Annotated in this window: 22 protein-coding genes and 3 pseudogenes; 22 read left to right on the forward strand and 3 right to left on the reverse strand. The window is 66.2% G+C overall.

All coding sequences use genetic code 11. From position 1 onward, the window contains the following. Positions 1-17 precede the first annotated feature (17 nt). The 7 genes and pseudogenes from ACRCUN_RS32900 (at position 18) to ACRCUN_RS32930 (ending at position 9,697) form a co-directional block, all read left to right on the forward strand. Positions 18-2,360, forward strand: coding sequence for an arylsulfatase (locus tag ACRCUN_RS32900; protein ID WP_462145795.1), 2,343 nt, complete (start codon positions 18-20; stop codon positions 2,358-2,360). A 105-nt stretch (positions 2,361-2,465) separates the two neighbouring features. After that, positions 2,466-2,834 carry a YraN family protein gene (locus tag ACRCUN_RS32905; protein ID WP_462145796.1) on the forward strand — a complete coding sequence of 123 codons (369 nt, stop codon included), beginning with the start codon at positions 2,466-2,468 and terminating at the stop codon, positions 2,832-2,834. Between the two features lies 1 nt (position 2,835). After that, positions 2,836-3,867 (forward strand): annotated as a pseudogene (locus tag ACRCUN_RS32910) (YifB family Mg chelatase-like AAA ATPase); the annotation flags it as partial. 79 nt (positions 3,868-3,946) lie between these two features. Next, the gene (locus ACRCUN_RS32915; protein ID WP_462145797.1) at positions 3,947-5,419 is read left to right on the forward strand and encodes a tyrosine-type recombinase/integrase; all 1,473 of its coding nucleotides are present in this window, start codon (positions 3,947-3,949) and stop codon (positions 5,417-5,419) included. A gap of 269 nt (positions 5,420-5,688) precedes the next feature. Beyond that, on the forward strand, positions 5,689-7,224 hold the full coding sequence (locus tag ACRCUN_RS32920) for a hypothetical protein (RefSeq protein ID WP_462145798.1): 1,536 nt from the start codon (positions 5,689-5,691) through the stop codon (positions 7,222-7,224). Between the two features lie 218 nt (positions 7,225-7,442). Then, positions 7,443-9,290 carry a hypothetical protein gene (locus ACRCUN_RS32925; RefSeq protein ID WP_462145799.1) on the forward strand — a complete coding sequence of 616 codons (1,848 nt, stop codon included), beginning with the start codon at positions 7,443-7,445 and terminating at the stop codon, positions 9,288-9,290. Further along, positions 9,287-9,697 (forward strand): hypothetical protein, encoded by a 411-nt coding sequence (locus tag ACRCUN_RS32930; protein ID WP_462145800.1) that lies wholly within the window; start codon positions 9,287-9,289, stop codon positions 9,695-9,697. The genes ACRCUN_RS32925 and ACRCUN_RS32930 overlap by 4 nt, the downstream gene beginning before the upstream one ends. 27 nt (positions 9,698-9,724) lie before the next feature. On the opposite strand, the gene ACRCUN_RS32935 is transcribed toward ACRCUN_RS32930, so the two are convergent. Further along, the gene (locus ACRCUN_RS32935; RefSeq protein WP_462145801.1) at positions 9,725-10,084 is read right to left on the reverse strand and encodes an Rv2640c family ArsR-like transcriptional regulator; all 360 of its coding nucleotides are present in this window, start codon (positions 10,082-10,084) and stop codon (positions 9,725-9,727) included. A gap of 101 nt (positions 10,085-10,185) precedes the next feature. Here ACRCUN_RS32935 and ACRCUN_RS32940 point away from each other — a divergent pair, with 101 nt between their 5' ends. From ACRCUN_RS32940 to ACRCUN_RS33000, 13 genes and pseudogenes are all read left to right on the forward strand, one after another. Then, positions 10,186-10,677, forward strand: coding sequence for an ArsI/CadI family heavy metal resistance metalloenzyme (locus tag ACRCUN_RS32940; RefSeq protein WP_462145802.1), 492 nt, complete (start codon positions 10,186-10,188; stop codon positions 10,675-10,677). A gap of 109 nt (positions 10,678-10,786) precedes the next feature. Continuing rightward, positions 10,787-12,046 (forward strand): MFS transporter, encoded by a 1,260-nt coding sequence (locus ACRCUN_RS32945; protein WP_462145803.1) that lies wholly within the window; start codon positions 10,787-10,789, stop codon positions 12,044-12,046. 75 nt (positions 12,047-12,121) lie between these two features. After that, complete coding sequence (locus ACRCUN_RS32950) at positions 12,122-12,505, forward strand: ArsR/SmtB family transcription factor (RefSeq protein ID WP_462145804.1); 384 nt, start codon at positions 12,122-12,124, stop codon at positions 12,503-12,505. Continuing rightward, positions 12,502-13,575, forward strand: a pseudogene (gene arsB / locus ACRCUN_RS32955) (ACR3 family arsenite efflux transporter); the annotation flags it as partial. The gene ACRCUN_RS32950 and the pseudogene arsB, both read left to right, overlap by 4 nt. A 38-nt stretch (positions 13,576-13,613) precedes the next feature. Beyond that, a complete protein-coding gene (locus ACRCUN_RS32960; RefSeq protein WP_462145805.1) occupies positions 13,614-14,282 on the forward strand; it encodes an arsenate reductase ArsC in 669 nt (222 codons plus the stop codon). A gap of 28 nt (positions 14,283-14,310) precedes the next feature. Continuing rightward, positions 14,311-14,727, forward strand: a complete 417-nt coding sequence (locus ACRCUN_RS32965) for an arsenate-mycothiol transferase ArsC (RefSeq protein WP_462145806.1) — start codon at positions 14,311-14,313, stop codon at positions 14,725-14,727. Positions 14,728-15,020: 293 nt separating this feature from the next. Next, a pseudogene (locus tag ACRCUN_RS32970) lies at positions 15,021-15,497 on the forward strand (magnesium chelatase subunit ChlI family protein); the annotation flags it as partial. Beyond that, entirely contained in the window at positions 15,497-16,618 is a 1,122-nt protein-coding gene (gene dprA, locus ACRCUN_RS32975; protein WP_462145807.1) for a DNA-processing protein DprA, read from the forward strand. The pseudogene ACRCUN_RS32970 and the gene dprA, both read left to right, overlap by 1 nt. A 78-nt stretch (positions 16,619-16,696) precedes the next feature. Next, entirely contained in the window at positions 16,697-17,569 is an 873-nt protein-coding gene (locus ACRCUN_RS32980) for a siderophore-interacting protein (protein WP_462145808.1), read from the forward strand. Between the two features lie 24 nt (positions 17,570-17,593). Further along, positions 17,594-18,754: a lactate 2-monooxygenase gene (locus ACRCUN_RS32985; RefSeq protein ID WP_462145809.1), complete on the forward strand. Its 1,161-nt coding sequence runs from the start codon at positions 17,594-17,596 to the stop codon at positions 18,752-18,754. A gap of 113 nt (positions 18,755-18,867) precedes the next feature. Further along, positions 18,868-19,017 (forward strand): hypothetical protein, encoded by a 150-nt coding sequence (locus ACRCUN_RS32990; protein WP_462145810.1) that lies wholly within the window; start codon positions 18,868-18,870, stop codon positions 19,015-19,017. Beyond that, positions 19,017-19,850 (forward strand): DUF5995 family protein, encoded by an 834-nt coding sequence (locus tag ACRCUN_RS32995; protein WP_462145811.1) that lies wholly within the window; start codon positions 19,017-19,019, stop codon positions 19,848-19,850. Before ACRCUN_RS32990 ends, ACRCUN_RS32995 begins: the two co-directional genes overlap by 1 nt. Before the next feature lie 80 nt (positions 19,851-19,930). Further along, on the forward strand, positions 19,931-20,818 hold the full coding sequence (locus ACRCUN_RS33000; RefSeq protein ID WP_462145812.1) for a tyrosine recombinase XerC: 888 nt from the start codon (positions 19,931-19,933) through the stop codon (positions 20,816-20,818). A gap of 5 nt (positions 20,819-20,823) precedes the next feature. Here ACRCUN_RS33000 and ACRCUN_RS33005 read toward each other — a convergent pair whose 3' ends face one another. Further along, a complete protein-coding gene (locus ACRCUN_RS33005) occupies positions 20,824-21,753 on the reverse strand; it encodes a TIGR03621 family F420-dependent LLM class oxidoreductase (protein WP_462145817.1) in 930 nt (309 codons plus the stop codon). Between the two features lie 55 nt (positions 21,754-21,808). Next, a complete protein-coding gene (locus tag ACRCUN_RS33010) occupies positions 21,809-22,306 on the reverse strand; it encodes a M23 family metallopeptidase (RefSeq protein ID WP_462145813.1) in 498 nt (165 codons plus the stop codon). A gap of 494 nt (positions 22,307-22,800) precedes the next feature. On the opposite strand from ACRCUN_RS33010, the gene ACRCUN_RS33015 reads away from it, so the two are divergent. Both ACRCUN_RS33015 and ACRCUN_RS33020 read left to right on the forward strand, forming a co-directional pair. Continuing rightward, the gene (locus ACRCUN_RS33015) at positions 22,801-23,112 is read left to right on the forward strand and encodes a PE family protein (RefSeq protein ID WP_462145814.1); all 312 of its coding nucleotides are present in this window, start codon (positions 22,801-22,803) and stop codon (positions 23,110-23,112) included. A gap of 1 nt (position 23,113) precedes the next feature. Next, the coding region (locus tag ACRCUN_RS33020) for a hypothetical protein (RefSeq protein WP_462145818.1) at positions 23,114-23,179 on the forward strand (66 nt) is incomplete at its 3' end.

Consider the following 23,179-nt stretch of genomic DNA (forward strand, 5'->3'; position numbering starts at 1 on the left):
GCGCTGGAGGAAAGCACATGGTGGAATTCGACGGCACGGTCTCCGAGGACATCAGGGACTCGGTGCCCGACTGGGCGCCCTATCGGGGCGCCACTGCGCCCGCGGGCGCGCCGAACGTCCTGTATCTGCTGTGGGACGATACGGGCATCGCCACGTGGGATTGCTACGGCGGGCTGGTCGAGATGCCCAACATGTCGCGCATCGCCGACCGTGGAATCCGGTTGACGCAGTTCCACACCACCGCCTTGTGTTCGCCGACCCGCGCCTCGCTTCTCACCGGGCGTAACCCGACCTCGGTCGGCGTGGCGTCCGTACTGAATCTGGCCGACGGATATCCCGGGCACAACGGGCGCATCCCCGCCGAGACCGCGCTGATGTCGGAAGTGCTGGCCGAACGGGGATGGTCCACGTACGCCGTCGGAAAGTGGCACCTCGCGCCACTGGAGGACTGCCATGCCGCGGGATCACGCCGCTATTGGCCGCTGAGCCGCGGATTCGACCGGTTCTACGGATTCCTCGACGGCATGACCGACCAGTGGTACCCGAGCCTGGTGCGGGACAATCAGCCGATCGACCCGCCGTCCACCCCCGAGCAGGGCTATCATCTGTCAAAGGATCTCGCCGACAACGCAATCGGCTTTCTGCGTGACCACCACGCGGCAGCACCCGACAAGCCGTGGTTCATGTACCTGTGTCCCGGCGCCGGGCATTCACCGCACCAGGTCTTCCCCGAATGGGCCGACAAATACCGCGGCCGGTTCGACATGGGCTACGAGCGCTACCGCGACATCGCGCTGGCCAATCAGAAGGAGCTCGGCCTGGTGCCGTCCGAAACCGAACTGTCCCCGATGAATCCGTACGCCGAAGCCACGAGCCCCGACGGCATTCCGTGGCCCGAGCACGACAACGTGCGGCCGTGGGACTCGTTGTCCGACGATGACAAACGCGTGTCGTGCCGGATGGCCGAGGTGTTCGCCGGATTCCTCAGCTACACCGACGCGCAGATCGGGCGAGTCATCGACTACCTGGAGGAGACCGGGCAGCTGGACAACACGATCGTCGTCATCATGTCCGACAACGGAGCCAGCGGGGAGGGCGGCCCGCTGGGAGCCATCGACGAATCCGTTCCCATGTTCGGCAGCGCCGACACCACAAGGGAAGGGTTGCGGCTCTACGACGAACTCGGCGGACCGGCAACGCAGTTGAACTACTCGAACGGTTGGGCGATGGCTTTCAACACGCCGTACAAGCTGTTCAAGCGCTACGCCTCGCACGAAGGCGGGATCGCCGATCCGTGCGTGATCTCCTGGCCGAAGGGACTGTCACCGCGGGGCGCGGTGCGCGAACACTATGCCCACGTCAGTGACGTGACTCCGACGGTCTACGAGCTGCTCGGCATCACCGGCGTGGGCGAAGTCAGGGGCATCGCGCAGCGGCCGCTGGAGGGCGTCAGTTTCGCTGCGGCCCTGCGAGATCCGGCCGAGAGCACTGATAAGGACACGCAGTTCTATTCGATGATGGGCACCCGCGGGATCTGGCACGACGGGTGGTTCGCCAACACCGTGCACCCGCCCACGTGTGCGGGTCCGCGGGGCTGGTCGCAGTTCGATCAGGATCGCTGGGAGTTGTACCGGATCGAAGCCGATCGCAGCCAGATCCACGACCTCGCGGCCGAACATCCCGACAAGCTGGTCGAGCTCAAGGCGTTGTGGCACGAGAAAGCTGTTGAGTACCAGGCGTTTCCGCTCAGCGATCTGAGCACCGGGGAGCTCATCGCCCGGGCCGCGGCCACCGCCGCTGCGCCGTTGCCGCGCGCGGTTTACCACGCAGGCACGCCGGCCGGGCACACGTCGTTTCGCGGGCTGGTCCGGGGACGGTCATTCGTGGTGACCGCGGTGGTCACGGTCGAAAGTGGCGCCGCCGCGGGAGTGTTGTTCTCGCAAGGCAACCGGTCGGGCGGCCAGGTGCTGTTCCTGCAGGATGGCCGCGTGCACTACGTCTGCAATTTGGGCGGGGCCGAGCACACGGTCGTCTCCGATGAGCCGATCGCGCTGGGGCGACACACGCTTAGCGCAGCGTTCACCCGGACTGGGTCGATCGACGGAACCTTCGGCATGATCGGCGACGTCGCGCTGTCGATCGATGATCGTGTCGTCGGCGCGGCAAACGGCGTCGCGATCAACGGTCTGGACATCATGCAGACCGTTTCGGCGGGGCGCAGTGTCGTGTACTCGGTGTCGTCGGCATTCGATTCGCCGTATCCGTTCACCGGCGGCGTCCTGGAACAGGTCACCGTCGAGTTCGCCGGGGATGCTGCGGGCGCGGCGAACGTGCTCGACGTGGCGTTTCAACGCGACTGACGGCGCCGACCCGCGCCCTGTGGATGAAGTCAAGGTTGGGGATAACCCGGTGAGTTGAGCGCATGCCGGGCCGGTTCTGTCGGACCGCGGCCGCACGGTGTCCACATGACTTCATTGACACGGGCCGAGATAGGCGCACTGGGGGAACAGCTCGCCGTCGACCATCTGACGGCTGCCGGGTTGCGCACACTGGTTCGCAATTGGCGGTGCCGGTATGGCGAACTCGACGTGATCGCCGAGGAACCGGATTCGCGCACCGTGGTCTTCGTCGAGGTGAAGACCCGCACCGGCGACGGCTACGGGGGCCTCGCCGAGGCGGTCACGGCCAAGAAGGTCCGCACCATCCGGCGGTTGGCCGCGTTGTGGCTGGCCGAGCAGGACACCCGATGGGCCTGCGTGCGAATCGACGTGATCGGTGTCCGGATCGGCCGGTGCCGAGAACCCGAGCTCACTCACTTGAAAGGGGTGGGGTGAGATGGGTTTGGGCAGAGCGTATTCGGTTGCGGTACGTGGGCTCGACGGTGTGATCGTCGAAATCGAAGCAGACATCACCTCGGGACTGCCCGGTGTGCATCTGGTCGGATTGCCCGACGCGGCGCTGCAGGAATCGCGGGACCGCGTGCGCGCGGCGATCACGAACTGCGGCAACACCTGGCCCATGTCACGGCTGACGTTGGCGTTGTCGCCGGCGACGCTGCGCAAAGTGGGATCGGTCTACGATCTCGCGCTCGCGAGTTCGGTGCTGTCGGCCCACACCAAGACGGCTTGGTCACGGCTGGAGAAGACGGTCCTGCTCGGCGAGCTGGCTCTCGACGGGCGGGTACGCCCGGTCAACGGCGTGCTTCCGGCGGTGCTCGCCGCCAAGCATGAAGGATGGCCCGCAGTCGTGGTGCCCGCCGACAATCTGGCCGAGGCCTGCCTGGTCGACGGCATCGAAGTGCTCGGCGTGCACACCCTCGGGCAGCTGAAGGCCTGGTTCGAGGGTAAAGCTGAGTTGGGCGGCCGGATCACGGCTGCGGGCCGCGCCCCTGAGCCGACCGCCGACCTTGCCGACGTGGTGGGGCAGAGCCAGGCCCGGTTCGCCGTCGAGGTCGCGGCCGCCGGCGCCCATCACCTCATGCTCACCGGGCCGCCCGGTATCGGCAAAACCATGCTGGCTCAACGGCTTCCCGGGCTGCTACCACCGTTGTCGTACGCCGAGTCGCTTGAGGTGACGGCAGTCCACTCGGTGGCGGGCCTGCTGTCGGAGGACACTCCGCTGATCACCCGGCCGCCGTTTGTCGCGCCGCACCATACGTGCAGTGTCGCGGCCCTGGTCGGTGGGGGTAGCGGGATGGCGCGGCCGGGTGCGGTCAGCCAGGCTCATCGCGGCGTGCTGTTCCTCGACGAGTTCGCCGAAATCGGTGTCAGTTCCCTGGAAGCCTTGCGCACGCCTCTGGAGGACGGCGAGATCCGGCTGGCCCGCCGTGACGGGGTCGCGTGCTATCCGGCGCGGTTTCAACTGGTTGATGTTTGTGTAGTACCGGTCATTGACCGTATACATGCTGGCTGTGGCTGCAGACCGGTGGTTGGTGAGGTTCACTCCTATGGAGCCGGAGGCGGTGATCGCCCCACTGCCGTTTGTGACTGACTTACCCGGTGACTGGGATGGGTGGCTTCGACGATCTGTGATTGTGCCGGGGACGCCGTTCCTCTTGTCCCCGCGGCTGGAGTACGACATCGAGTTGAATGCGTACTTCCAATCCGGGGCAATGATTGGTCGTGCCCCCAAGACCCAGGAGGGTTACGCTCGCGATCTCGCTGCCTTCTTGACGTTCGCTGAGCGGCGGCGGTCAGGGCGATCGTGGAAGGATCTCGACGAAGCTGATCATGTTGCGTACCACTTCTGGCGTCGGCGTGATCCTTCAGGCCCGAACGTGTCCGGTGCGACGTGGAACCGTGAAGTCGCTGCGGTCAATGAGTTCTATCGCTGGGCATTGAAACAGGGACTTGTCCATGCAAGTCCGATACCGCAAGCATCGAGACGACCTATGCCTGTGAGCGCGGGCCGGGGTTACCGCGGCGTGCTTGATGAGCTGCGCCCAGCCACCTATGCGTCGGACGTTGTTCGCGATCGAATGAAATGGCTACCTCCGGAGGACTATCGGCGGTGGCGAGATGTCGGTGTGCGCGGGTTTGACGCAAAAGGACTGCCCAAACCGGGGTTTCGGGGCCGATGGGCTGACCGCAACGCATTGTTCTGCGATTTCATGGTCCGAACGGGGCTGCGGATCTCCGAGCAGGCCGCACTGACTGTGTTTGACGTTCCGTCGATCGTTCAGAGTGAGGGTTATCAACGATTTTGGCTGCCTGCGGCTATTGCGAAGGGGTGCTCTGCACGTTGGGTTTACGTGCCTTCGTCGCTGGTCAGGGAAGTGAACGCGTATACGCGAGATGACCGGCGGTCGGTGATCGAGTTCGCTCAGAGTGATGGCAGGTATCGGCGCGTGAGGCGCCCCTACGTGGTTGAGAATCCAGCGCGGCCTGTCGCGGCGGTCGGGCTTGGCAGCGGCGCCAAGTCCATGGTGAAGGTTGCTCAGCTTGGGCTAGCTGAGCGCCGTCGATTGTTCGTGGAAAGGCCGTCGGGCCTTGAGCCAGCAGCGATTTGGCTCGGCGAATTCGGTGCACCCATATCGGTCGACTCATGGAAGAAGGTGTTCGCGGACGCCAATGACCGGTGCACGCGTGCTGGGGTGCAGGTGGCGGCGCATGCGCACATGCTTCGGCATACCTTCGCGGTCGTCACCTTGGAGCAGCTGCAACGCGGCCATATCGCTGCGCTTGGCGACCTCAATCCCGACCAGCGTGGCCATTACACCCGAATCTTCGGCGACCCTCTTGATTGGGTGCGACGCCGTCTAGGCCATCGTTCGGTGGTGACTACGCAGAAGTACTTGCACGCCCTGGCTGAACTTGAGATGCATACGCGGATGGCCTTGGTGCCCGAGACATGGGAGCACCCGGGGCGGACCGCCGAAATCGATCACGATCCTGCTTCCGACCACGCTGTCACCCGCTGATGGGGGACCGCAAACGTGGTGGGGGAACCCATGCTGGTCGGGCTGCGCAACTGCCTGCACCAGGTTACGAGCACGCCGCGACGGTGATCGAAGATGGCCAGGGACTGCGGGTGTTGTTCACCGGGGATGACGGGCGCACAGGGACTTTCGATGTCAGCAAGTTGCCGCTGCCGCAGTGGAGGCGGCCGGTGGCGGCGGCTTTCGCCGCACTTGTTGGACCCGCTGGTCGGCGTCGGACGCTAGCCTCGGCGAGGACCGCGTGGTACCCGATGCTGCGCTTCGTGCACTTCCTTGCCAGGGCTGATTGTCCGCCGGCGTCCCCGGGGGAACTCGTCGAGGAGCACGTCGAGCAGTTCCTCACCGACCGTGACCGCTGGGGTCTGAAGGAGTTGGAGGCTTTGCGGTTGCTGTTTCGTCAGGAGCCGCTGGCCTCGATGATCTCGTCGGCGGTGCACAGTCATGCGGCCCAGAGGATCAACTTGACGCTGCCGCCCCGGCCGGGCTATTCCGACCGTGAGTTCGCCACGCTAACGGCCGCCGCCCGTCGTGATGTCGCGGCCCTGCGTGACCGTATCGACCACGGGGAGACGCAGTTGGCGACGTGGCGGTCCACACCCGAGGTATTCAACCCAGAGGAAACGGAGGCGATGCGGACGCTGGCCGGTATCGCCAAAACTGGTCTGGTGCCTCGGATTCCGGTAACACTGCACGATCAGGAGCGGATCCGGAGAACCCAGCTGGCCCAGCAGATCTTCGTGACCCGGTCGGACCGTGAGCCCCTGCTCGTCTTGATGGCAGCCCTCAGCGGTCGTAACGCTGAGACGGTCAAGGAATTGCCTGCTGAGCACCGGATTCTCGATGATGGTCGGGCTGTCGAGTTGTTGGTCGTGAAGCGGCGTCGCGGACCGCAGCGCTGGTATGACACCGTCACCTGGGAGATCGGCCCACCGCATCGTGAGCTGCACACACCGGGTGGGCTTTACCTGCTGATGCATCGGTTGATGGCTCGGGGGCGAGCGCTGACGGGTTCGCAGTCGGTGTGGTCGGTCTGGCGCAACGGCCGGACTGATCCGCCGATTGGGTCTCTGCGCGAACACCACGATCCGTTCGCCCGCCGGTTAGACGCCGGCTTGGAGTTTCGGCGGTGGGCAGCAACGCATGACCTGCGGGCCGACCCTAATGAAACGGATGGTCCAGCACCGGCATTGAGTATCGACATGGGGCGTATCAGGACCAGCGTTGAGGTCCGCCGAACACGACGACTCGGTGGACATCTGCCGTCGTCGGTTCGGTCCAACACGACCAACGTGCTATTTAGCAATTACCTACAGGGCGATCCGACGGTGAAAGACTGGGCCGAAGACGTCGTCAGCGATGCCGTTCGCGACGCCGAACAGTCCGCTTTGGCCGCACACCGGAACCGTCTCGCAGAGCTCGTGGTCGAGCCCGACGCGCAGGACACGGATCTGCAACACGGGGCCTGGACAGGCTGCACCGACCCTGAGCAACGGCCCGAGACGGGACGCCCATGCCGTGATGTGTCGTTTCTGGACTGCTTCCACTGCGCCAACGCTCTGATCACCCGAACCCACCTACCCGCCCTGGTGGCGCTGATAGACACGCTTACCCGACGCCGAACCACACTCGCCGACAACGAATGGTGGCAACGCTACGGGTCCGCCTGGGCGGCAATACGTTACGACGTACTCCCGAAGTTCACTCCGGAAGAAGTCGATGCTGCAGCCGAAGAAGCCGCCCAGCACCAGCTGCTGGAGCTCGCAGAAGATCCCTGGGAGCGGCCATGACGCAACCATTGGCCGATGCATCGGCGCACGAGGAGAAGCCACGGTGGGTGCTGGTCAACCGCCCACTCAGACCAGGGGTAGAGCTGGCTGACACTTCGGTGTTCGAGGATGACCGCTGGGATCTCGCTCCCGCAGTGCTCCAACACCATTGGCCCACCGTGACTCTCTACTTCGATACAGTTCGCCCACGCTTCCGACACCAGGCCAAAGAGCTATGCATGGCCATCCTGTCGGGGTCACTGCCCCCGGGTGAGCGTCGCCTCTCCGTTTTGACGATCCGCACAGCCTTCAAGAACGTGTGCCAGTTCCTCAATTGGGTCGACGGCCTACCCGACGACAGTCCGCGCCGGCCCAAGCCGCGCAAGCTGGCCGAGCTCAACGAGAGCCATCTCGAGGACTACAGCCGGCACATCGCCACGATGACGGCCGGGCAGGCGGGCGCTCGCGGCGGCGTGCAGCTGCTATGGCGGTATCGCACCGTGATGAGCGACCCGCTGGTGGTCAACCCTCGCAACATCGACGGCTGGTCGCAGCGCTCACGCACGACGGCGGAGAACACCACAGACCGCATCCCCGAGCCGGTTCTCGGGCCGCTGCTGGCGTGGGCCTTGAGATTCGTCGACGACTTCGCCACAGACATCCTCGCGGCAGACGCATCGTGGCGACGCTACCGATCGAGTGTCGCCAACGGTCGCGTCGGCCGCAACGACGGCATCGGCACCGACCTTGAGTGCTACCTCGCCACCGTCATCGACAGGGGCGAGCCGTTGCCGGGGCGAAACGGGGAGCTCAATCTCCAGTTCATCTCCACCGAGGTCGGCTGCCACTACCGGAGTCTGCACCGCTACGCACCTCAGCTCGCTGAGGCCGCCGACCAACTCGGAATATCCGACCACACATGGCTACCCATCACGATCACAGGACGCATTGACGACCGGCCCTGGATCGACGGCATAGCCTTGGAACACCCCAGCCAATCACTAAGCCAACTGGCCCGCCTGCTCCAAACCAGCTGCTACGTCGTCATCGCCTTCTTATCCGGCATGCGCGACAGCGAAATGAAACACCTGCAACGTGGATGCGTGACGGAGCTCCGCTCCGCCGACGGCGAACCCTATCGATGGCGTATCGCAGGCCGAGCCTTCAAGGCTCAGCAGGATCCCTCGGGCACCGCAGCGACATGGGTCGTCGGGCACCCAGCAGCCCGCGCAGCACGAGTCCTGGGACGTCTGCATGCCGCCGACCGGCCATTGCTGTTTTCGCATCTGGAGCACAGCAATGCCGTTGGCCCGACCAAGAATTCACCGAACAGGGCACAAACCACCAAGTGCACCAACAAGCGCTTCAAAGAGCTGGTGAGCTGGATCAACGACTTCTGCACCACACATGGCCGGGCCGACGACATCCCACTGGTCAACGGCAAGCCCTGGACGTTGTCGACTCGGCAATTCCGTCGAACACTGGCATGGTTCATCGCTCGCCAACCGGGCGGGTCGATCGCGGGGGCAATCCAGTACCGGCACCTGAGCATCCAAATGTTCGAGGGCTACGCAGGAACGTCGGCATCGGGTTTCCGCGCCGAAGTCGAGTCTGAACAGGCACTGGCCCGCGGTGAGCGATTGCTCCCGCTCACCGACGCCCACCAGCACCCCTTGGCCGGCCCGGCCGCCGAGGAAGCCACGCGACGACTCGACGAACTCGGCCGCACAGCTCGATTTGAAGGCATCGCCACCACCGATTCCCACCGACTCAAACGCCTGATGAAGCGCAACGACCCCGAGATCTATCCCGGCACATACGTGAACTGCGTCTTCGATCCGTCCAAGGCGTTGTGCTTAAAGAAGGGAGCCCGCGCTGCAACGCCCAACCTCGCCGATTGCCAACCCCTGGACTGCGCCAACGCGGCCCTCACTCAAGACAACGTCGCCGCGTTGGGCCAGGAAGTCGACAAGATCAACACCCAGCTCGAACGAGCTGACCACTTACCGCCATTGCTGCGGGCGCGACTCGTCCGACGACGGGACCGTATCCAGGCATTCCTCGAAGGGACCAGCCCAGCATCGTGAGCCCTCGTCAAACCCACCTGCCGACGATCGACGAGGTCCGCTCAGCGATCAATGCTGTTAGCGATGCGACCGGGCGGCCCGCGACGGCCTTCGCCGTCGCTCGTCGGCTCGGGATCGCCAACACCACGTTCCGGCGGAATTTCCCCGACATTGTCGCCGACCTCCAGCAACCCCAGCGGGAAGCGCGCCCGGCTGCCGACACGCAACCGACCAGATTCGACCAACTGAAAAAGGAGAACGACCGATTACGCAGCGAACTCCGTGACTGGAAAAGCAACTGCGAACTCGCGATCGCCAACATCCAACGACTAACGCTGGAAAACCACGACCTCCGAAAAGAAATCGAGGCGCTTACCAACACGACCTCGATAGATCGGCGACGACCGAGTCGACCGCCATCGAACTGATCGATCAAACAACCGCTTGCAACCAAATCAGGTGCAGCAGTTGGGGTCGAGCACCACACACAAGGCTTGCAGGGCTTCGGGTTTGACGCGGTGGAACACGTTCATGCCGCGCCGCTCGGAGATCACCAGCCCGGCCTTGCGCAGCTGGCCCAGGTGATGACTGACCGTGGACTCGGCCAGGTCGAGTACCGCGGCGAGATCCCCGCTGGTCTCCTCTGCCTGGGTCGAGCTGAACAGCAGCGACATGATCTTGACCCGCATCGGATCGGCCAGGGCCTTGAGTCGCATCGCCACCTGCAGGGCGTCGGCGTCGCTGAGCGGCCCGGCGGCCACCGGGGCGCAGCACACCGGGGCGGACATGTCGATCACGGGCAGCGCTTTGGGCATGACATCCATCCTGCCACAACTCTTGACATATATCGAAAAGGTGGCATTCTGACGGTGACGCGTCAGTTCGATATATGTCTCACACCTAGTGGAGGTGGATCATGTCCCGAGTTCAACTCGCCCTCAACGTCGATGATCTCGACGAGGCGATCACGTTCTACACCAAGCTGTTCGGCACCGACCCGGCCAAGGTGAAGCCCGGCTACGCCAACTTCGCGATCACCGAGCCGGCGTTGAAGCTGGTGCTGCTGGAAAACCCCGGTAAAGGCGGCACCATCAACCACCTCGGCGTCGAGGTGGAGTCCAGCGAGAAGGTGCACGCCGAGATCGCCCGGCTGACCGGCGAGGGCTTGTTCACCGATGAGGAGATCGGCACGACGTGCTGCTTCGCCACCCAGGACAAGGTCTGGGTGACCGGCCCGGCCGGGGAGAAGTGGGAGGTCTACACCGTGTTGGCCGACTCCGACACCTTCGGCACCAGCCCCCAGCACCTCGACGAATCAGCCGGCGACGAGAAAGGTGGCGTGTGTTGCGGCGGCACCGCCGCGGCCACCGACACGCCGGCCACGGCCAAGGCCGCGTCCTGCTGCTGACACCAGTGGCGACCGGGAGCCGGGTGTGGCCGCCACGTGACCGCGGCGGCCACACCGGCACTCGGGCATCGACGAGGGGGATGATGGCTGACCCAGTTGGACCGGCGGCGTGACGGATTCGCCCACTCCACAGGCACTTACGCCCAGTCCGGCCGCCCGGCGCGCGATCTTGGCGGCGTTGTGTCTGACCCAGATCACCAGCTGGGGCGTGCTGTATTACGCGTTCACGGTGCTCTCAGTGCGCATCACCGACCAGACCGGCTGGTCGCCACCGGCGGTCACCGCGGCGTTCTCCGCGGCGCTGGTCACCTCGGCACTGGTGGGGATCGGGGTGGGCCGCTGGATCGACCGCCACGGCCCGCACGCGGTGATGACCCTCGGCTCAGCCTTGGGCCCGCTCGCACTCGTCGGGGTGGCAGTCGCACCCAATCTGGGGTGGTTCGTGGCCTCCTGGATCGCGGCCGGGGTGGCGATGGGCGCGGTGCTGTATCAGCCGGCGTTCGCCGCGTTGACCCGCTGGTACGGGCCACACCACGTCCGAGCACTCACGGTGCTCACGTTGGTGGCGGGGCTGGCCAGCACCGTGTTCGCCCCGCTGACCGCCCTGCTGGCCGATCACCTGGATTGGCGTGGCACCTATTTCGTGCTGGCCGCCGCCCTGGCCGTGGTCACGATCCCTACCCATTTCTTCGGGCTGCGCCACCCCTGGCCCCCGGCCCCGCACCCGCATCACGCCGAGTCGCCGACCCGCACCACCCGCAGCCTGCCATTCGTGGCGCTGACCGCCGCGATCGCGCTGGGCGCCTGCGCCTCCTACGCGATCATCGTCAACCTGGTCCCGTTGATGGCCGAACGCGGCATCAGCACCCAGGCCGCCGCGCTGGCATTGGGCCTCGGGGGCGCCGGCCAAGTTCTGGGCCGGCTGGGCTACGGGACGCTGGTGCGGCGGCTGAGCGTGCGGACCCGTACCGCGTTGATCCTGGCCGCGATCGCAGTCAGCACCGCCCTGCTCGGGGTGTTCACCTCACTGCTGGCGCTGGTGATCGTCACCGTGGTGGCCGGTTTCGCCCGCGGCATCCTGACCCTGCTGCAGGCCACCGCCGTCACCGACCGGTGGGGCGCCACCCATTACGGTCACCTCAGCGCGGTGCTGGCAGCCCCGGTCACCTTCACCACCGCCCTGGGACCATGGATCGGCGCCGCGCTGGCCAGCCTGCTCGGCGGCTACGCCCCCATGTTCCTGGTCCTCGGCGGCCTGGCGATCCTGGCGACCGTGTTCAGCCTGGCCACCACACCTGCCCACCTCACCGACACCCACGCCCCGCGCGGCACCGCCGCCGCGGCATCGGCTCACCGCGCCGGCGACTGACGACCACCGGTGACCTCGGCCATGTTCACCAGGGGTTCACTTGACCACGGATTCGATATCCATCAATATCGATGTATGTCGAAATCGCGGGAGTTGTTGGCCGACCCGGACGCGTGTTGCCCGCCCGGGGCGCTGCTGCGCGAACCCCTGACGGCCACCGCCGCCGCGGATATGGCGGTCAAGCTCAAAGCCCTGGCTGATCCGGTGCGGCTGCAGCTGTTTTCGGCGATCGCCAGCCACGCCGGCGGCGAGGCCTGCGTCTGCGACATCTCCGCTGACATCGAGGTCTCCCAACCGACCATCAGCCATCACCTCAAGGTGCTACGGGACGCCGGGCTCCTGACCTCGCAGCGCCGGGCCTCGTGGGTCTATTACGCGGTCGTGCCCGACGCCCTGGCCAGCCTGACCGTTCTGCTCGGCACCACGGCGGGAGTCTCGGTGGCGGGGGTGCCGGCATGACCGACACCACCACCACCGCGGCGCCGGTGGTCGGCAAGCTCTCCACCCTCGACCGGTTCCTGCCGGTCTGGATCGGTGCCGCGATGGTCGCCGGACTCTTGTTGGGCCGCTGGATCCCCGGCCTGAACACCGCACTGGAAAGCGTTCAGATTGATGGCATTTCGCTGCCCATCGCGCTGGGCTTGTTGATCATGATGTATCCGGCGCTGGCCAAAGTCCGCTACGACCGCCTCGACACCGTCACCGGCGACCGCAAACTGCTGCTCTCCTCGCTGATCCTGAACTGGGTGGCAGGCCCGGCGTTGATGTTCGCCCTGGCCTGGCTGCTGCTACCGGATCTGCCCGAATACCGCACCGGCCTGATCATTGTCGGGCTGGCCCGCTGCATCGCCATGGTCATCATCTGGAACGACCTGGCCTGCGGCGACCGTGAAGCTGCCGCGGTTCTCGTGGCCTTGAACTCGATCTTCCAGGTCATCATGTTCGCCGTGCTGGGCTGGTTCTACCTCTCCGTGCTGCCCGGCTGGCTCGGCCTGGAGCAGACCACGATCGACACCTCGCCGTGGCAGATCGCCAAATCCGTACTCATCTTCCTCGGCATCCCCCTGGCTGCCGGCTACCTCTCGCGGCGCATCGGAGAACGCACCAAGGGCCGCGACTGGTACGAAGCCAAGTTCTTGCCGCGGATCGGCCCGTGGGCGCTCTACGGGCTGCTCTTCACCATCGTGATTCTCTTTGCCCTGCAAGGCGATCAGATCACCCACCAACCGTGGGACGTGGCCCGCATCGCGCTACCCCTGCTGGCCTATTTCGCCATCATGTGGGGCGGCGGCTACCTCCTCGGCACCCTGCTCGATCTCGGCTACGAGCGCACCACCACGCTGGCATTCACCGCCGCAGGCAACAACTTCGAACTCGCCATCGCCGTTGCGATCGCCACCTACGGCGCCACCTCCGGCCAAGCCCTCGCCGGGGTGGTCGGCCCGCTCATCGAAGTCCCGGTCCTAGTCGCCCTGGTCTACGTCTCCCTCGCACTGCGGAAGCGGTTCCGCCACCACACCTCCCAACACCTACCCACCGACTCGACGACGAGAACGGACACCACGCCATGACCGACAGCCCCGTCACCCACCAGCTGCGCCACGACCTCTCCATCGACCAACAACTCGCGCTGCGCACCGCGGCGACCCGGCTGGAAACCGAGTTCGCCGACACCTTCAGCACCGAAACCATCGAACGGTTCCTACACACCTCGTATGACCAATTCGCCGGCCGCGCCACCATTCCCAACTTCCTGCCCCTGCTCGCCGAACGCTTCGCCCGCCAACGCCTGCACGCCCTGGCACGGGTCGAAGGCCACATCAACGACGGCAAACCCACCGTGCTGTTCCTCTGCACCCACAACGCCGGCCGCTCCCAAATGGCGCTGGGCTACTTCACCCACTACGCCGGCGACCAGGCCATCGCCTGGTCAGGTGGCTCCGAACCCGGCAACGAGATCAACCCCGCCGCCATCGAAGCCATGCACGAAGTCGGCATCGACATCACCGGCGAATACCCCAAACCCTGGACCGACGAAATCGTCCAAGCCGCCGACGTCGTCATCACCATGGGCTGCGGCGACGCCTGCCCGATCTTCCCCGGCAAACGCTACGAAAACTGGGAACTCCCCGACCCGGCCGGCCAAGGCCTCGACGCCGTGCGCCCCATCCGCGACGACATCGACGAACGCGTCCGCCGCCTGCTGGCCGACCTGAACGTCCGCATCACCCGATAACCCCGAAAACGTCAGGGACACACCAACTATGGCAGAGACATCTGTGTTGTTCGTCTGCGTCAGCAACGCCGGAAAATCCGTGATGGCCGCCGGGCTCATGCGCCAGGCGACCGGCCCCAACATCCACGTCACCTCGGCCGGAACCCGTGCGAAAACCGCGGTCAACGCTCTCTCGGCCGAGGTGCTGGCCGAAGTCGGCGTCGACATCAGTAATCATCAGCCGACCCAACTCACCGACCAGATGATCGACGACGCCGACCTCGTCGTCATCGTCGGCAGCCAAGCCCACCTCGACAATCACCCCGGCACCCGCATCCAACGCTGGGACACCGACGAACCCTCCCTGCGCGGCATCGACGGCATCGACCGCATGCGAATCATCCGCGACGACATCAACACCCGCGTTAAAGACCTCGCCGCCGAACTCGCCGCTCAGCCGTCCTGACAGAGCAGCAGCGACAACTCCCACCGCACCAAATCGATCGCCGTTGCGACCGCCGGATCGTCAGGATCCAATCCCTCACTGGCCAGCGCTCGTCGTTCCTCAGCATCCATATCCTGTTAGACGCACAACTGAGACAACCGGTTCCAAACTCCCGAACGAACGAAGACAGCAGCCGCTTGCAGCGAGCGCCCAACTAGCGCCGATCTGGATAGAGGTCCAGCCACCGACAATTCTGTGTGTAAACGCCCACCGAATCGATCGGTCAATGGTCAGTCGAGTACTACCCCTACAAGCTCGCCGCCAACCCGTGTCCGTGTGCACCGCCGAACCCCGTCGACTGCATTTGTTCGGCACAGGCCCGGCGACGCTATCTGGGCAAGCTGTCCGGGCCGTTGGTGGACCGGGTGGATTTGCGCGTCGAACTCCATCCGATGAGTGCTGGCGCGTTCGCGCCGGACGCGGGGGAGTCCAGTGCCACGGTCCGCGAGCGAGTCGCGTTCGCGCGGCTCGCGGCCGAGGAGCGGTGGCGGCCATACGGTATCCGCACAAATGCCGAAGTGAGCGGCCCGCTGCTGCGCCGGAAGTTCCGGCTGCCCAAGGCAACGATGGAGCCGTTGAGCACCGCACTCGACCGCGGCGTGATCAGTATCCGGGGTGCCGACCGTTGTTTACGAGTCTCGTGGACGTTGGCCGATCTGGCGGGCCGAAGTACGCCGGCCGTGGAAGATGTGGCCGCCGCATTGAGTTTCCGGCAGGCCGGGAGCGTGTGATGGCCGACGAGACGCGGCTTGCCTGGGCTTATCTGTCGAGGGTCGCCGAGCCGCCATGCCCCGAGTTGGCGGCCTTGGTCGTCAAGGAGGGGCCGGTCGGGGCCGCCGCACGAGTCAAGGCCGGGCAGGTCGATTCGAGGCTCGCTCAGCGAATCGAAGCGCGGCGTGAGCTGGATTGTGCAAGAGAAGATCTCGAGGTTCTCGATCGGCTCGGCGGCCGATTGGTCACCCCGGACGACGACGAATGGCCGCTGCTGGCGTTGCAGGCGTTCGACACCATCGACAACAAACCGAACGCGCATCCGCCGTTGGTGTTGTGGGCCGTCGGACCGCACCGTCTCGATGAGGTTTCCTACCGCGCAGCCGCGATCGTCGGCACCCGCGCTGCAACGGCGTACGGCGAACACGTCGCGGCAGACCTCGCCGCGGGCTTGGCCCAGCGGGATGTGACGGTGATATCCGGTGGGGCGTACGGGATCGATGGTGTGGCGCATCGAGCCACGTTGGCTTGCGATGGCATCACGGTCGCGGTCGTTGCCGGCGGCGTCGACAATCCCTACCCGGCCGGGCACAGCGCCTTGTTCCGTCGTATTCGCGAACAGTGCCTGCTCGTCAGTGAGTATCCGCCGGGGGTGGCGCCGGGGCGATTGCGGTTCCTCACGCGCAATCGACTCGTCGCGGCGCTGTCCGGGGCGACGGTGGTCGTGGAAGCCGGGCTTCGTAGCGGCGCGGCGAACACCGCGTCGTGGGCCAGGGTGATCGGCCGGCCGGTGTGCGCGGTGCCGGGTCCGGTGACGTCGGCCGCCTCGGCCGGCTGCCACGCATTGTTGCGAGGTGGTGCTGCTTTGGTCAGCCGGGCCGCGGAGGTGGTCGAACTGGTAGGGCGTATCGGTGAATTGGCGCCCGAACAACAACATCCCGTAGGACCGCTGGATGAGCTCTGCCCAGGCGAGCGGCAGATCTACGACGCCTTGCCTGCACGTGGTTCGTGCACCGTCGACGAGATCGCCGTCGCCGCGGGGGTCCCGCCACACCAGGTGCTGGGCCCGTTGACGATGCTGGAGATCGCGGGTCTCGTGGTCGGCGAATCGGGCTGCTGGCGACTGAGCAAGCGGCAGTAGAGCCCATACGCGCAGGCGGTCTCCGTATAGTCGATGAGGTCGGCTAATGAACGACCGGCGGATGAGTTTGGAGGCGGTATGGCGGGACGACCCATACACACGTTCGAGGTGGTGCGGCGTGAGCAGGTGACACCGCACATGGTCCGAGTGGTCCTCGGGGGAAACGGGAGTGGTGGCGGCGAGGCGTTCGGCACCTTCAAGCCAAGTGAGTACACCGACTCCTACGTCAAACTCGTCATCGTGCCCAATGGCGTCGACGTCGCCACGTTGCCTCAGCCGTTGACGCTGGACAGCTTCGCCGAACTGCCTGCCGAGCAGCGTCCGACTGTGCGGACCTACACGGTCCGGCGGGTCGATGAGGAACGCGGCGAGATCGCGATCGACTTCGTGGTGCACGGCGATCACGGCGTGGCCGGACCGTGGGCGGCCTCGGCCACCCCCGGCCAACCCGCCTACCTGATGGGACCGAGCGGGGCTTACTCGCCGGATCCGGCTGCGGACTGGCACCTGCTCGCCGGTGACGAAGCTGCTCTGCCTGCCATCAGTACCGCACTGGAGGCGTTGCCCGCCAACGCCGTTGGCCGGGTCTTCATCGAAGTCGCAGGCCCTGACGACGAAGTCGAGCTGACGGCGCCGGAAGGCGTCGAGGTGCGCTGGGTCTATCGCGGCGGCCGCGCCGACCTGGTTGGTGACGAACGGGCCGGCGACAACGCACCGCTGATCGCCGCGGTCAAGGAATCGCCGTGGTTGCCGGGCCAGGTGCAGGTGTTCATCCACGGCGAGGCGCAGGCCGTCATGCACAACCTGCGTCCCTACATCCGCAAGGAACGCGGCGTCGAAGCGAAATGGGCATCTTCGATCTCGGGTTACTGGCGGCGTGGCCGCACCGAGGAGACGTTCCGCGAATGGAAGGCCGAGCTCGCGAAAGCCGAGGCCGGCACCGCAAGCTGACCGAAGGCTGGCAAGGTAACCGTCATGGCATACGGCGATTACCAGCTTGAGATCTACCTCCAGGGCCTGTCCGGTGTACTGCCGACCCTGCCGATGGATTACTCGCAACTCGAGGCCAAAGCTCAGTCCGCGATGCCGCCGTCGGTGTGGTCCTACGTCGCCGGGGGCGCGGGCGACGAGCGCACGCAGCGGGTGAACCGCACGGCGTTCGATCGGTGGGGCCTGATGCCGCGGATGTTCAACGCCCACCGCGAACGCGACCTGTCCGTGGACCTGTTCGGGCTCAAGCTGCCCTCACCGTTGTTCATGGCTCCGATCGGCGTGCTCGGCATCTGCGGTCAAGACGGCCACGGCGACCTGGCCGGCGCACGGGCGGCCGCGCGCACCGGCGTCCCGCTGGTGCTCTCGACCCTCACCGAGGATCCGCTCGAGGATGTCGCAGCCGAATTCGGCGACACGCCAGGGTTTTTCCAGCTGTACACGCCGACCGACCGAGAGTTGGCGGCCAGCCTCGTGCAGCGTGCCGAGGCCGCCGGCTTCAAGGGCATCGTGGTCACCCTCGATACGTGGGTGCCGGGTTGGCGGCCCCGCGACCTGTCCACGTCCAACTTCCCGCAGCTCCGCGGAAAGTGTCTGGCCAATTACACGAGTGATCCGGTGTTTCGAGCCGGGCTGCAGCAGCCACCCGAGGAGAACCCGCAGGCGACCGTGCTGCGGTGGGTGAGCCTGTTCGGCAACCCACTCACCTGGGATGACCTGCCGTGGCTGCGATCGCTGACCAAGCTCCCGCTGATCCTCAAGGGAATCTGTCATCCCGACGACGTCAGGCGGGCCAAGGACGGCGGCGTCGACGGCATCTACTGTTCCAATCACGGTGGCAGGCAGGCCAACGGCGGTCTGCCCGCGATCGATTGCCTGCCCGGGGTGGTCGACGCCGCCGACGGACTGCCCGTGCTGTTCGACTCCGGTATCCGCAGCGGCGCCGACATCGTCAAGGCCCTTGCCCTCGGGGCCACCGCCGTTGGCGTGGGCCGCCCGTACACGTTCGGCTTGGCGTTGGGCGGCGCGGACGGCATCGTGCACGTGCTGCGATCGCTACTCGCCGAGACCGACCTGATCATGGCCGTCGACGGTTATCCGACGCTGGCCGACCTGACCCCCGATACCCTGCGCCGGGTCGACTGAGCGCAATTGGAGTAGTCGACTACCCGTGTGAGGGCGCGCTGAGCAGCCGAGCATGGAATCCGACAACGACGTCAGAAACCGTCGATGCGGAAGCCTGAGCTGTGAGGTATGCGATGAATGCCGGAACCGCGATCGTGTTGATCGCACTTGTGGGACCCTTGCTGACCGTTTCGGTGACAGCGGTGGGACTTGCGGTGGAATGGTGGCGGACCGAGCGGGACGCCGAGCCGCCACATCCGGGTGACCTGGCGCCGGAGAACTGATGGCCGATCATCCGCCCCTCGCTCCGTTGCGGCCCGCGACGACGCTGGATGAGGTCGTCGACACGATCGATTCGGTGATTCGATGGTCGATCGAATCATCAAGTCGGCTGGGTTATTTCGCCGCACTGTACAAGCGCATCACCATCGCGGTGCGGACTGCGGTCGCCGATGGCGTGTTCGAAGACGGATCGCGGTTGCAGCGGCTGGACGTGGCGTTCGCCAACCGCTACTTCGACGCGTTGAACGGTCACTTTCATCCCGGCAGGGTCGTCAAGCCGACCCGGTCCTGGCAGGTGACGTTCGACGCGGCAGCACGCGCAGAGCCGATCATCCTGCAGCACATGCTGGCCGGGATCAACGCTCACATCGGTCTCGACCTCGGAATCGCCGCTCAGCAACTGATCCCGGCTGCTCGGCTGTGGCAGCTGAAAACCGATTTCGACCGCATCAACGCGGTGCTGGCGAGCCAGGTGACCGGCATCGTCGTCGACATCAACGAACTGTCACCCGCCCTGGCCGATATCTACGCCGTGCTGATGGACAACCAGATTTTTCTGATCAACGAAGCGGTGCGCGGCTTTCGCGACGACGCGTGGAGGTTCGCGAGCGTGCTGGCAGTGCAGCCACGTTTCACTCGTCCGGTCACGATCCGGATCCGGGACTTGCGGGTCGCCAGGCAAGGCGAACTGATCTACGAACCGCCCGGCGTCGTCGGTCTCATCCAGTGGGCGGTGACGGCTATCGCGGCCAGGGAGAGCCGCGACGTCGTGAAGAACATTCGAGTGCTCGACGAGATCGCCAACGCGCCCGCACCCATTGCCACCGCGTTGTGACGCGCAACGGCAAGGTCACGCCGCGGTTGCGCACCGGCGCGTTGGATGGACACCCGTGAGACATCTGACACCGTGGGGGAGTGCAGGCTCTTCTCGATGAGTTCGATGAGTATCTCGCGTTGCAACGCGGCCGCTCCGAGCACACCCGTCGCGCCTACCTCGGCGATCTCCGGTCGTTGTTCGAGTACACGAACGGCGGGCTGGAAACCCTGACCCTGCCGCGGTTGCGGTCCTGGCTGGCGGCGCAGGCGGCGGCGGGAGCTGCGCGCACCACGCTGGCCCGCCGTACCTCGGCGGTGAAGACGTTTTGCGCGTGGGCCGTGCGGCGGGGGCTGCTTGCCGCCGACCCGGCGGTTCGGCTGCAGACCCCCAAGGCGCGCCGCACGCTGCCTTCGGTGCTACGCCGCGATCAAGCCGTTGACGCCATGGAGGCGATCAACGCCGCTGCGCAGCAGGGGGATCCACTCGCTCTGCGGGACCGGTTGATCGTCGAGATGCTCTACGCCACCGGGATTCGCGTCAGCGAACTGTGTGGACTGGATGTCGACGACATCGACACCTCGCGGCGCGTTTTGCGGGTGCTGGGCAAGGGCAACAAACAACGCACCGTGCCGTTCGGCGAACCGGCGTACCGGGCCCTGGCCTCCTGGCTCTCCGACGGCAGACCGGCCCTCGCCACCGCGGAATCCGGTGCCGCGCTGCTGCTCGGCGCTCGCGGCCGCAGGCTCGACCCTCGACAGGCCCGCACGGTCGTGCATCAGACCGTGTCCGCGGTCGACGGGGCGCCCGACATCGGGCCGCATGGATTGCGCCACAGCGCGGCCACGCATCTGCTCGAGGGCGGTGCCGATCTGCGGATCGTGCAGGAACTTCTCGGCCACACCACGTTGGCCACCACCCAGCTCTACACGCATGTCACGGTCGCACGGCTGCGAGCCGTCCACGACCAGGCCCACCCGCGGGCCTGACGGCGTCACCGCAGCAGCTTGATCACCTCGGCGATGTCGGGCAGCGCCGATTCGCGCCCTGGCCAGGCGTCGAACACGGTCCAATAGCTGATCCCGAAGCGGCGCTGCCGCTCGGACAGCGCCTCGGCCATCTGTTCGTACGTCCCCAGCAGTACGAACGGTGACTCCAGCACGAGTTCGGGATCCGCGCCGAGCGGCGCGGCGAATGCCGCGGCGGCCGCGGCCCGGTCATCGGTTCGCATCACGACCTGGATCAGGCCGTTGAGTTCGATGGCCTCGAAGCGATCACCTGCCGCCTCCCGCACGACCGCGATCCGGTCGAGCAGACCGGTGGGTCCGAAGTGGGTCAACCGCACTTCGGTCGCGTCTCGGTTGTGGCTGAAACCCGCCAGCCCGACGATATCGGCGACGCGGCCCGCCAACTGCAGCACCCGGGTGCCATTGCCGCCGATCAGCAGCGGCACCGCGACCCCGGGCGACGCGACGAGCTCGCCTGCGCCGGCCCGCACACAGTAGTGCGATCCGTCCACGTCGACGGCCTCGCCGGCCAGCAGCGGCCGGATCACCTCGACGGCCTCGATCAGCCGGTCCACGCGGACTCCGCCGCGATCGAACTTGAGCCCGGCCGCGTCGTACTCGGATTTCATGTGCCCCGCGCCGAGGCCGAGTTCGAACCGGCCACCCGACAGCATCGCCACACTGGCCGACTCGCGCGCCGTGTCCACCGGGTGCCGCAGATCGTTGTTGAGCACGAGCGTGCCGGTGTGCAGCCGAGCGGTGGCCGCGCACGCGGTCGCCGCGCCGGCGAACGGCGACAGCGACGCAACGAGGTGGTCCGGGATGGTCAGGACGTCGAATCCGGCACTCTCGACGGTGACCGTGAATCCGGCGAAGTCCGTGGCTCGGGGCAGTGCGGTGTGCAGGCCGAAGCGCATGGGTCTGGTGTGATGGGCTGTTGCGGCTGCCGGGGAGGTCACCTCGTCGAGGGTATTAGCCCGATGCGGGCTTGAGCCGGATCGGCGTCTCGACCAGCAGGCCGAGCGGATCGACATAGTCGGCGCGTGAGGCAGGACCCCACATCGCGCCCCAGTGCAGACACGCCGCCACCGGGCAGCCGGGGTGACCCGGTACGAGGTCGCCGAGAACCGATCCGGATGCGACGCGCTGTCCCGTTCTCACCGACGCCCGCACCGGTTCGTAGCTGGTTCGCAGGCCGCCCGCGTGAGCTATCGACACGACCGGCCGGCCGGCGAGGACACCGGCGAACACCACGGTGCCTGCTGCCGCGGCGTATACCGGTTGACCCGGTGCAGCAACCAGATCGACGCCGCGATGCCCGCGCTGCCAGTTGGGAGAGGGGGCGTCGAAGCCTCGGGTGACGGCGGGTCGGGGCGCAACCGGCCACCGCAGGCGCTCACCGTCGGCGTACGCCGGCGTTGCCGAGGCCAGAGCGATGGCCCACAGCGCGATCGACAGCCGATACCTCATCCGTTCAGTCCACCGAAACCTGCGGCCTTGTTGTAGTCCGAATCGCGCCGGTTGGGGATAAGTCTGGCAAACGTACTCACAAGCGGGTCTCAGGCAAACGGGTGCTCATTGCTGAGCTGTTGCGTGTCGGCGGTCGCAGCTATGCATGACGGTGCGTGCGCGACGACGGAGCCGAGCTTTTCTCACACCCGTCCAGCACGCAGATCCACACCAGTGCGTGGCCTCGGTCGGTGTGTACGAACACGTTGGTGTGCAATAGGTTTCGGCGTTCTGGCACCGGTGTGATCAGGTTGTCGCGGTTAACCTCGCAAACCCTGCGCCGTAAAGATAGGGGTCGACAGCACCCGTCGCTGCTCGTACAGTGGCCGCAGCGGCATGGCAAACATGGGTGGAGCTGGGGGAGGCTCTGGATTGTTGTGAGTTAGCGAATTCTCACCGGGCGCGTCTGGTGGCTCGGTGATCGGCGGGTTGTTCGGTGAATGGGGAGGATGACTGTGACTTTGCGGGTTGTGCCAGAGGGGTTGGCTGCGGCCGGTGCGGCGGTGGAGGCGTTGACGGCGCGGATGGCGGCCGCGCATGCGGCGGCTGCACCGGTGGTGTCGACGGTGGTTCCGCCTGCCGCTGACGCGGTTTCGTTGCAGACGGCCACCGGTTTCAGTGCTCATGGTGCCCAGCATTCGGCGCTGGTCGCCCATGGGGTCGAGGAGTTGGGCCGCTCCGGTTCCGGCGTGGCAGAGTCGGGCGCGAGCTATGCGACCGGTGATGCGATGGCGGCGTCGTCGTATCTGATCGCGCGCGGCATCTGAGATGACAGCGCCAATCTGGATGGCCTTGCCCCCTGAGGTGCATTCGGCGCTGCTGTCCAGCGGGCCT

It is taken from the genome of Mycobacterium venezuelense (assembly GCF_054919535.1).

Coding starts and splice junctions, on each gene's coding strand:
- dprA (WP_462145807.1), top strand. CDS start 15,497: ATGGCCGACGAGACGCGGCTTGCCTGGGCTTATCTGTCGAGGGTCGCC.
- ACRCUN_RS32950 (WP_462145804.1), top strand. CDS start 12,122: ATGTCGAAATCGCGGGAGTTGTTGGCCGACCCGGACGCGTGTTGCCCG.
- ACRCUN_RS32980 (WP_462145808.1), top strand. CDS start 16,697: ATGGCGGGACGACCCATACACACGTTCGAGGTGGTGCGGCGTGAGCAG.
- ACRCUN_RS32940 (WP_462145802.1), top strand. CDS start 10,186: ATGTCCCGAGTTCAACTCGCCCTCAACGTCGATGATCTCGACGAGGCG.
- ACRCUN_RS33005 (WP_462145817.1), bottom strand. CDS start 21,753: ATGCGCTTCGGCCTGCACACCGCACTGCCCCGAGCCACGGACTTCGCC.
- ACRCUN_RS32995 (WP_462145811.1), top strand. CDS start 19,017: ATGGCCGATCATCCGCCCCTCGCTCCGTTGCGGCCCGCGACGACGCTG.
- ACRCUN_RS32990 (WP_462145810.1), top strand. CDS start 18,868: ATGAATGCCGGAACCGCGATCGTGTTGATCGCACTTGTGGGACCCTTG.
- ACRCUN_RS32960 (WP_462145805.1), top strand. CDS start 13,614: ATGACCGACAGCCCCGTCACCCACCAGCTGCGCCACGACCTCTCCATC.
- ACRCUN_RS32985 (WP_462145809.1), top strand. CDS start 17,594: ATGGCATACGGCGATTACCAGCTTGAGATCTACCTCCAGGGCCTGTCC.
- ACRCUN_RS33010 (WP_462145813.1), bottom strand. CDS start 22,306: ATGAGGTATCGGCTGTCGATCGCGCTGTGGGCCATCGCTCTGGCCTCG.
- ACRCUN_RS32935 (WP_462145801.1), bottom strand. CDS start 10,084: ATGCCCAAAGCGCTGCCCGTGATCGACATGTCCGCCCCGGTGTGCTGC.
- ACRCUN_RS32965 (WP_462145806.1), top strand. CDS start 14,311: ATGGCAGAGACATCTGTGTTGTTCGTCTGCGTCAGCAACGCCGGAAAA.
- ACRCUN_RS32905 (WP_462145796.1), top strand. CDS start 2,466: ATGACTTCATTGACACGGGCCGAGATAGGCGCACTGGGGGAACAGCTC.
- ACRCUN_RS32900 (WP_462145795.1), top strand. CDS start 18: ATGGTGGAATTCGACGGCACGGTCTCCGAGGACATCAGGGACTCGGTG.
- ACRCUN_RS32925 (WP_462145799.1), top strand. CDS start 7,443: ATGGCCATCCTGTCGGGGTCACTGCCCCCGGGTGAGCGTCGCCTCTCC.
- ACRCUN_RS32920 (WP_462145798.1), top strand. CDS start 5,689: ATGCTGCGCTTCGTGCACTTCCTTGCCAGGGCTGATTGTCCGCCGGCG.
- ACRCUN_RS32915 (WP_462145797.1), top strand. CDS start 3,947: ATGGAGCCGGAGGCGGTGATCGCCCCACTGCCGTTTGTGACTGACTTA.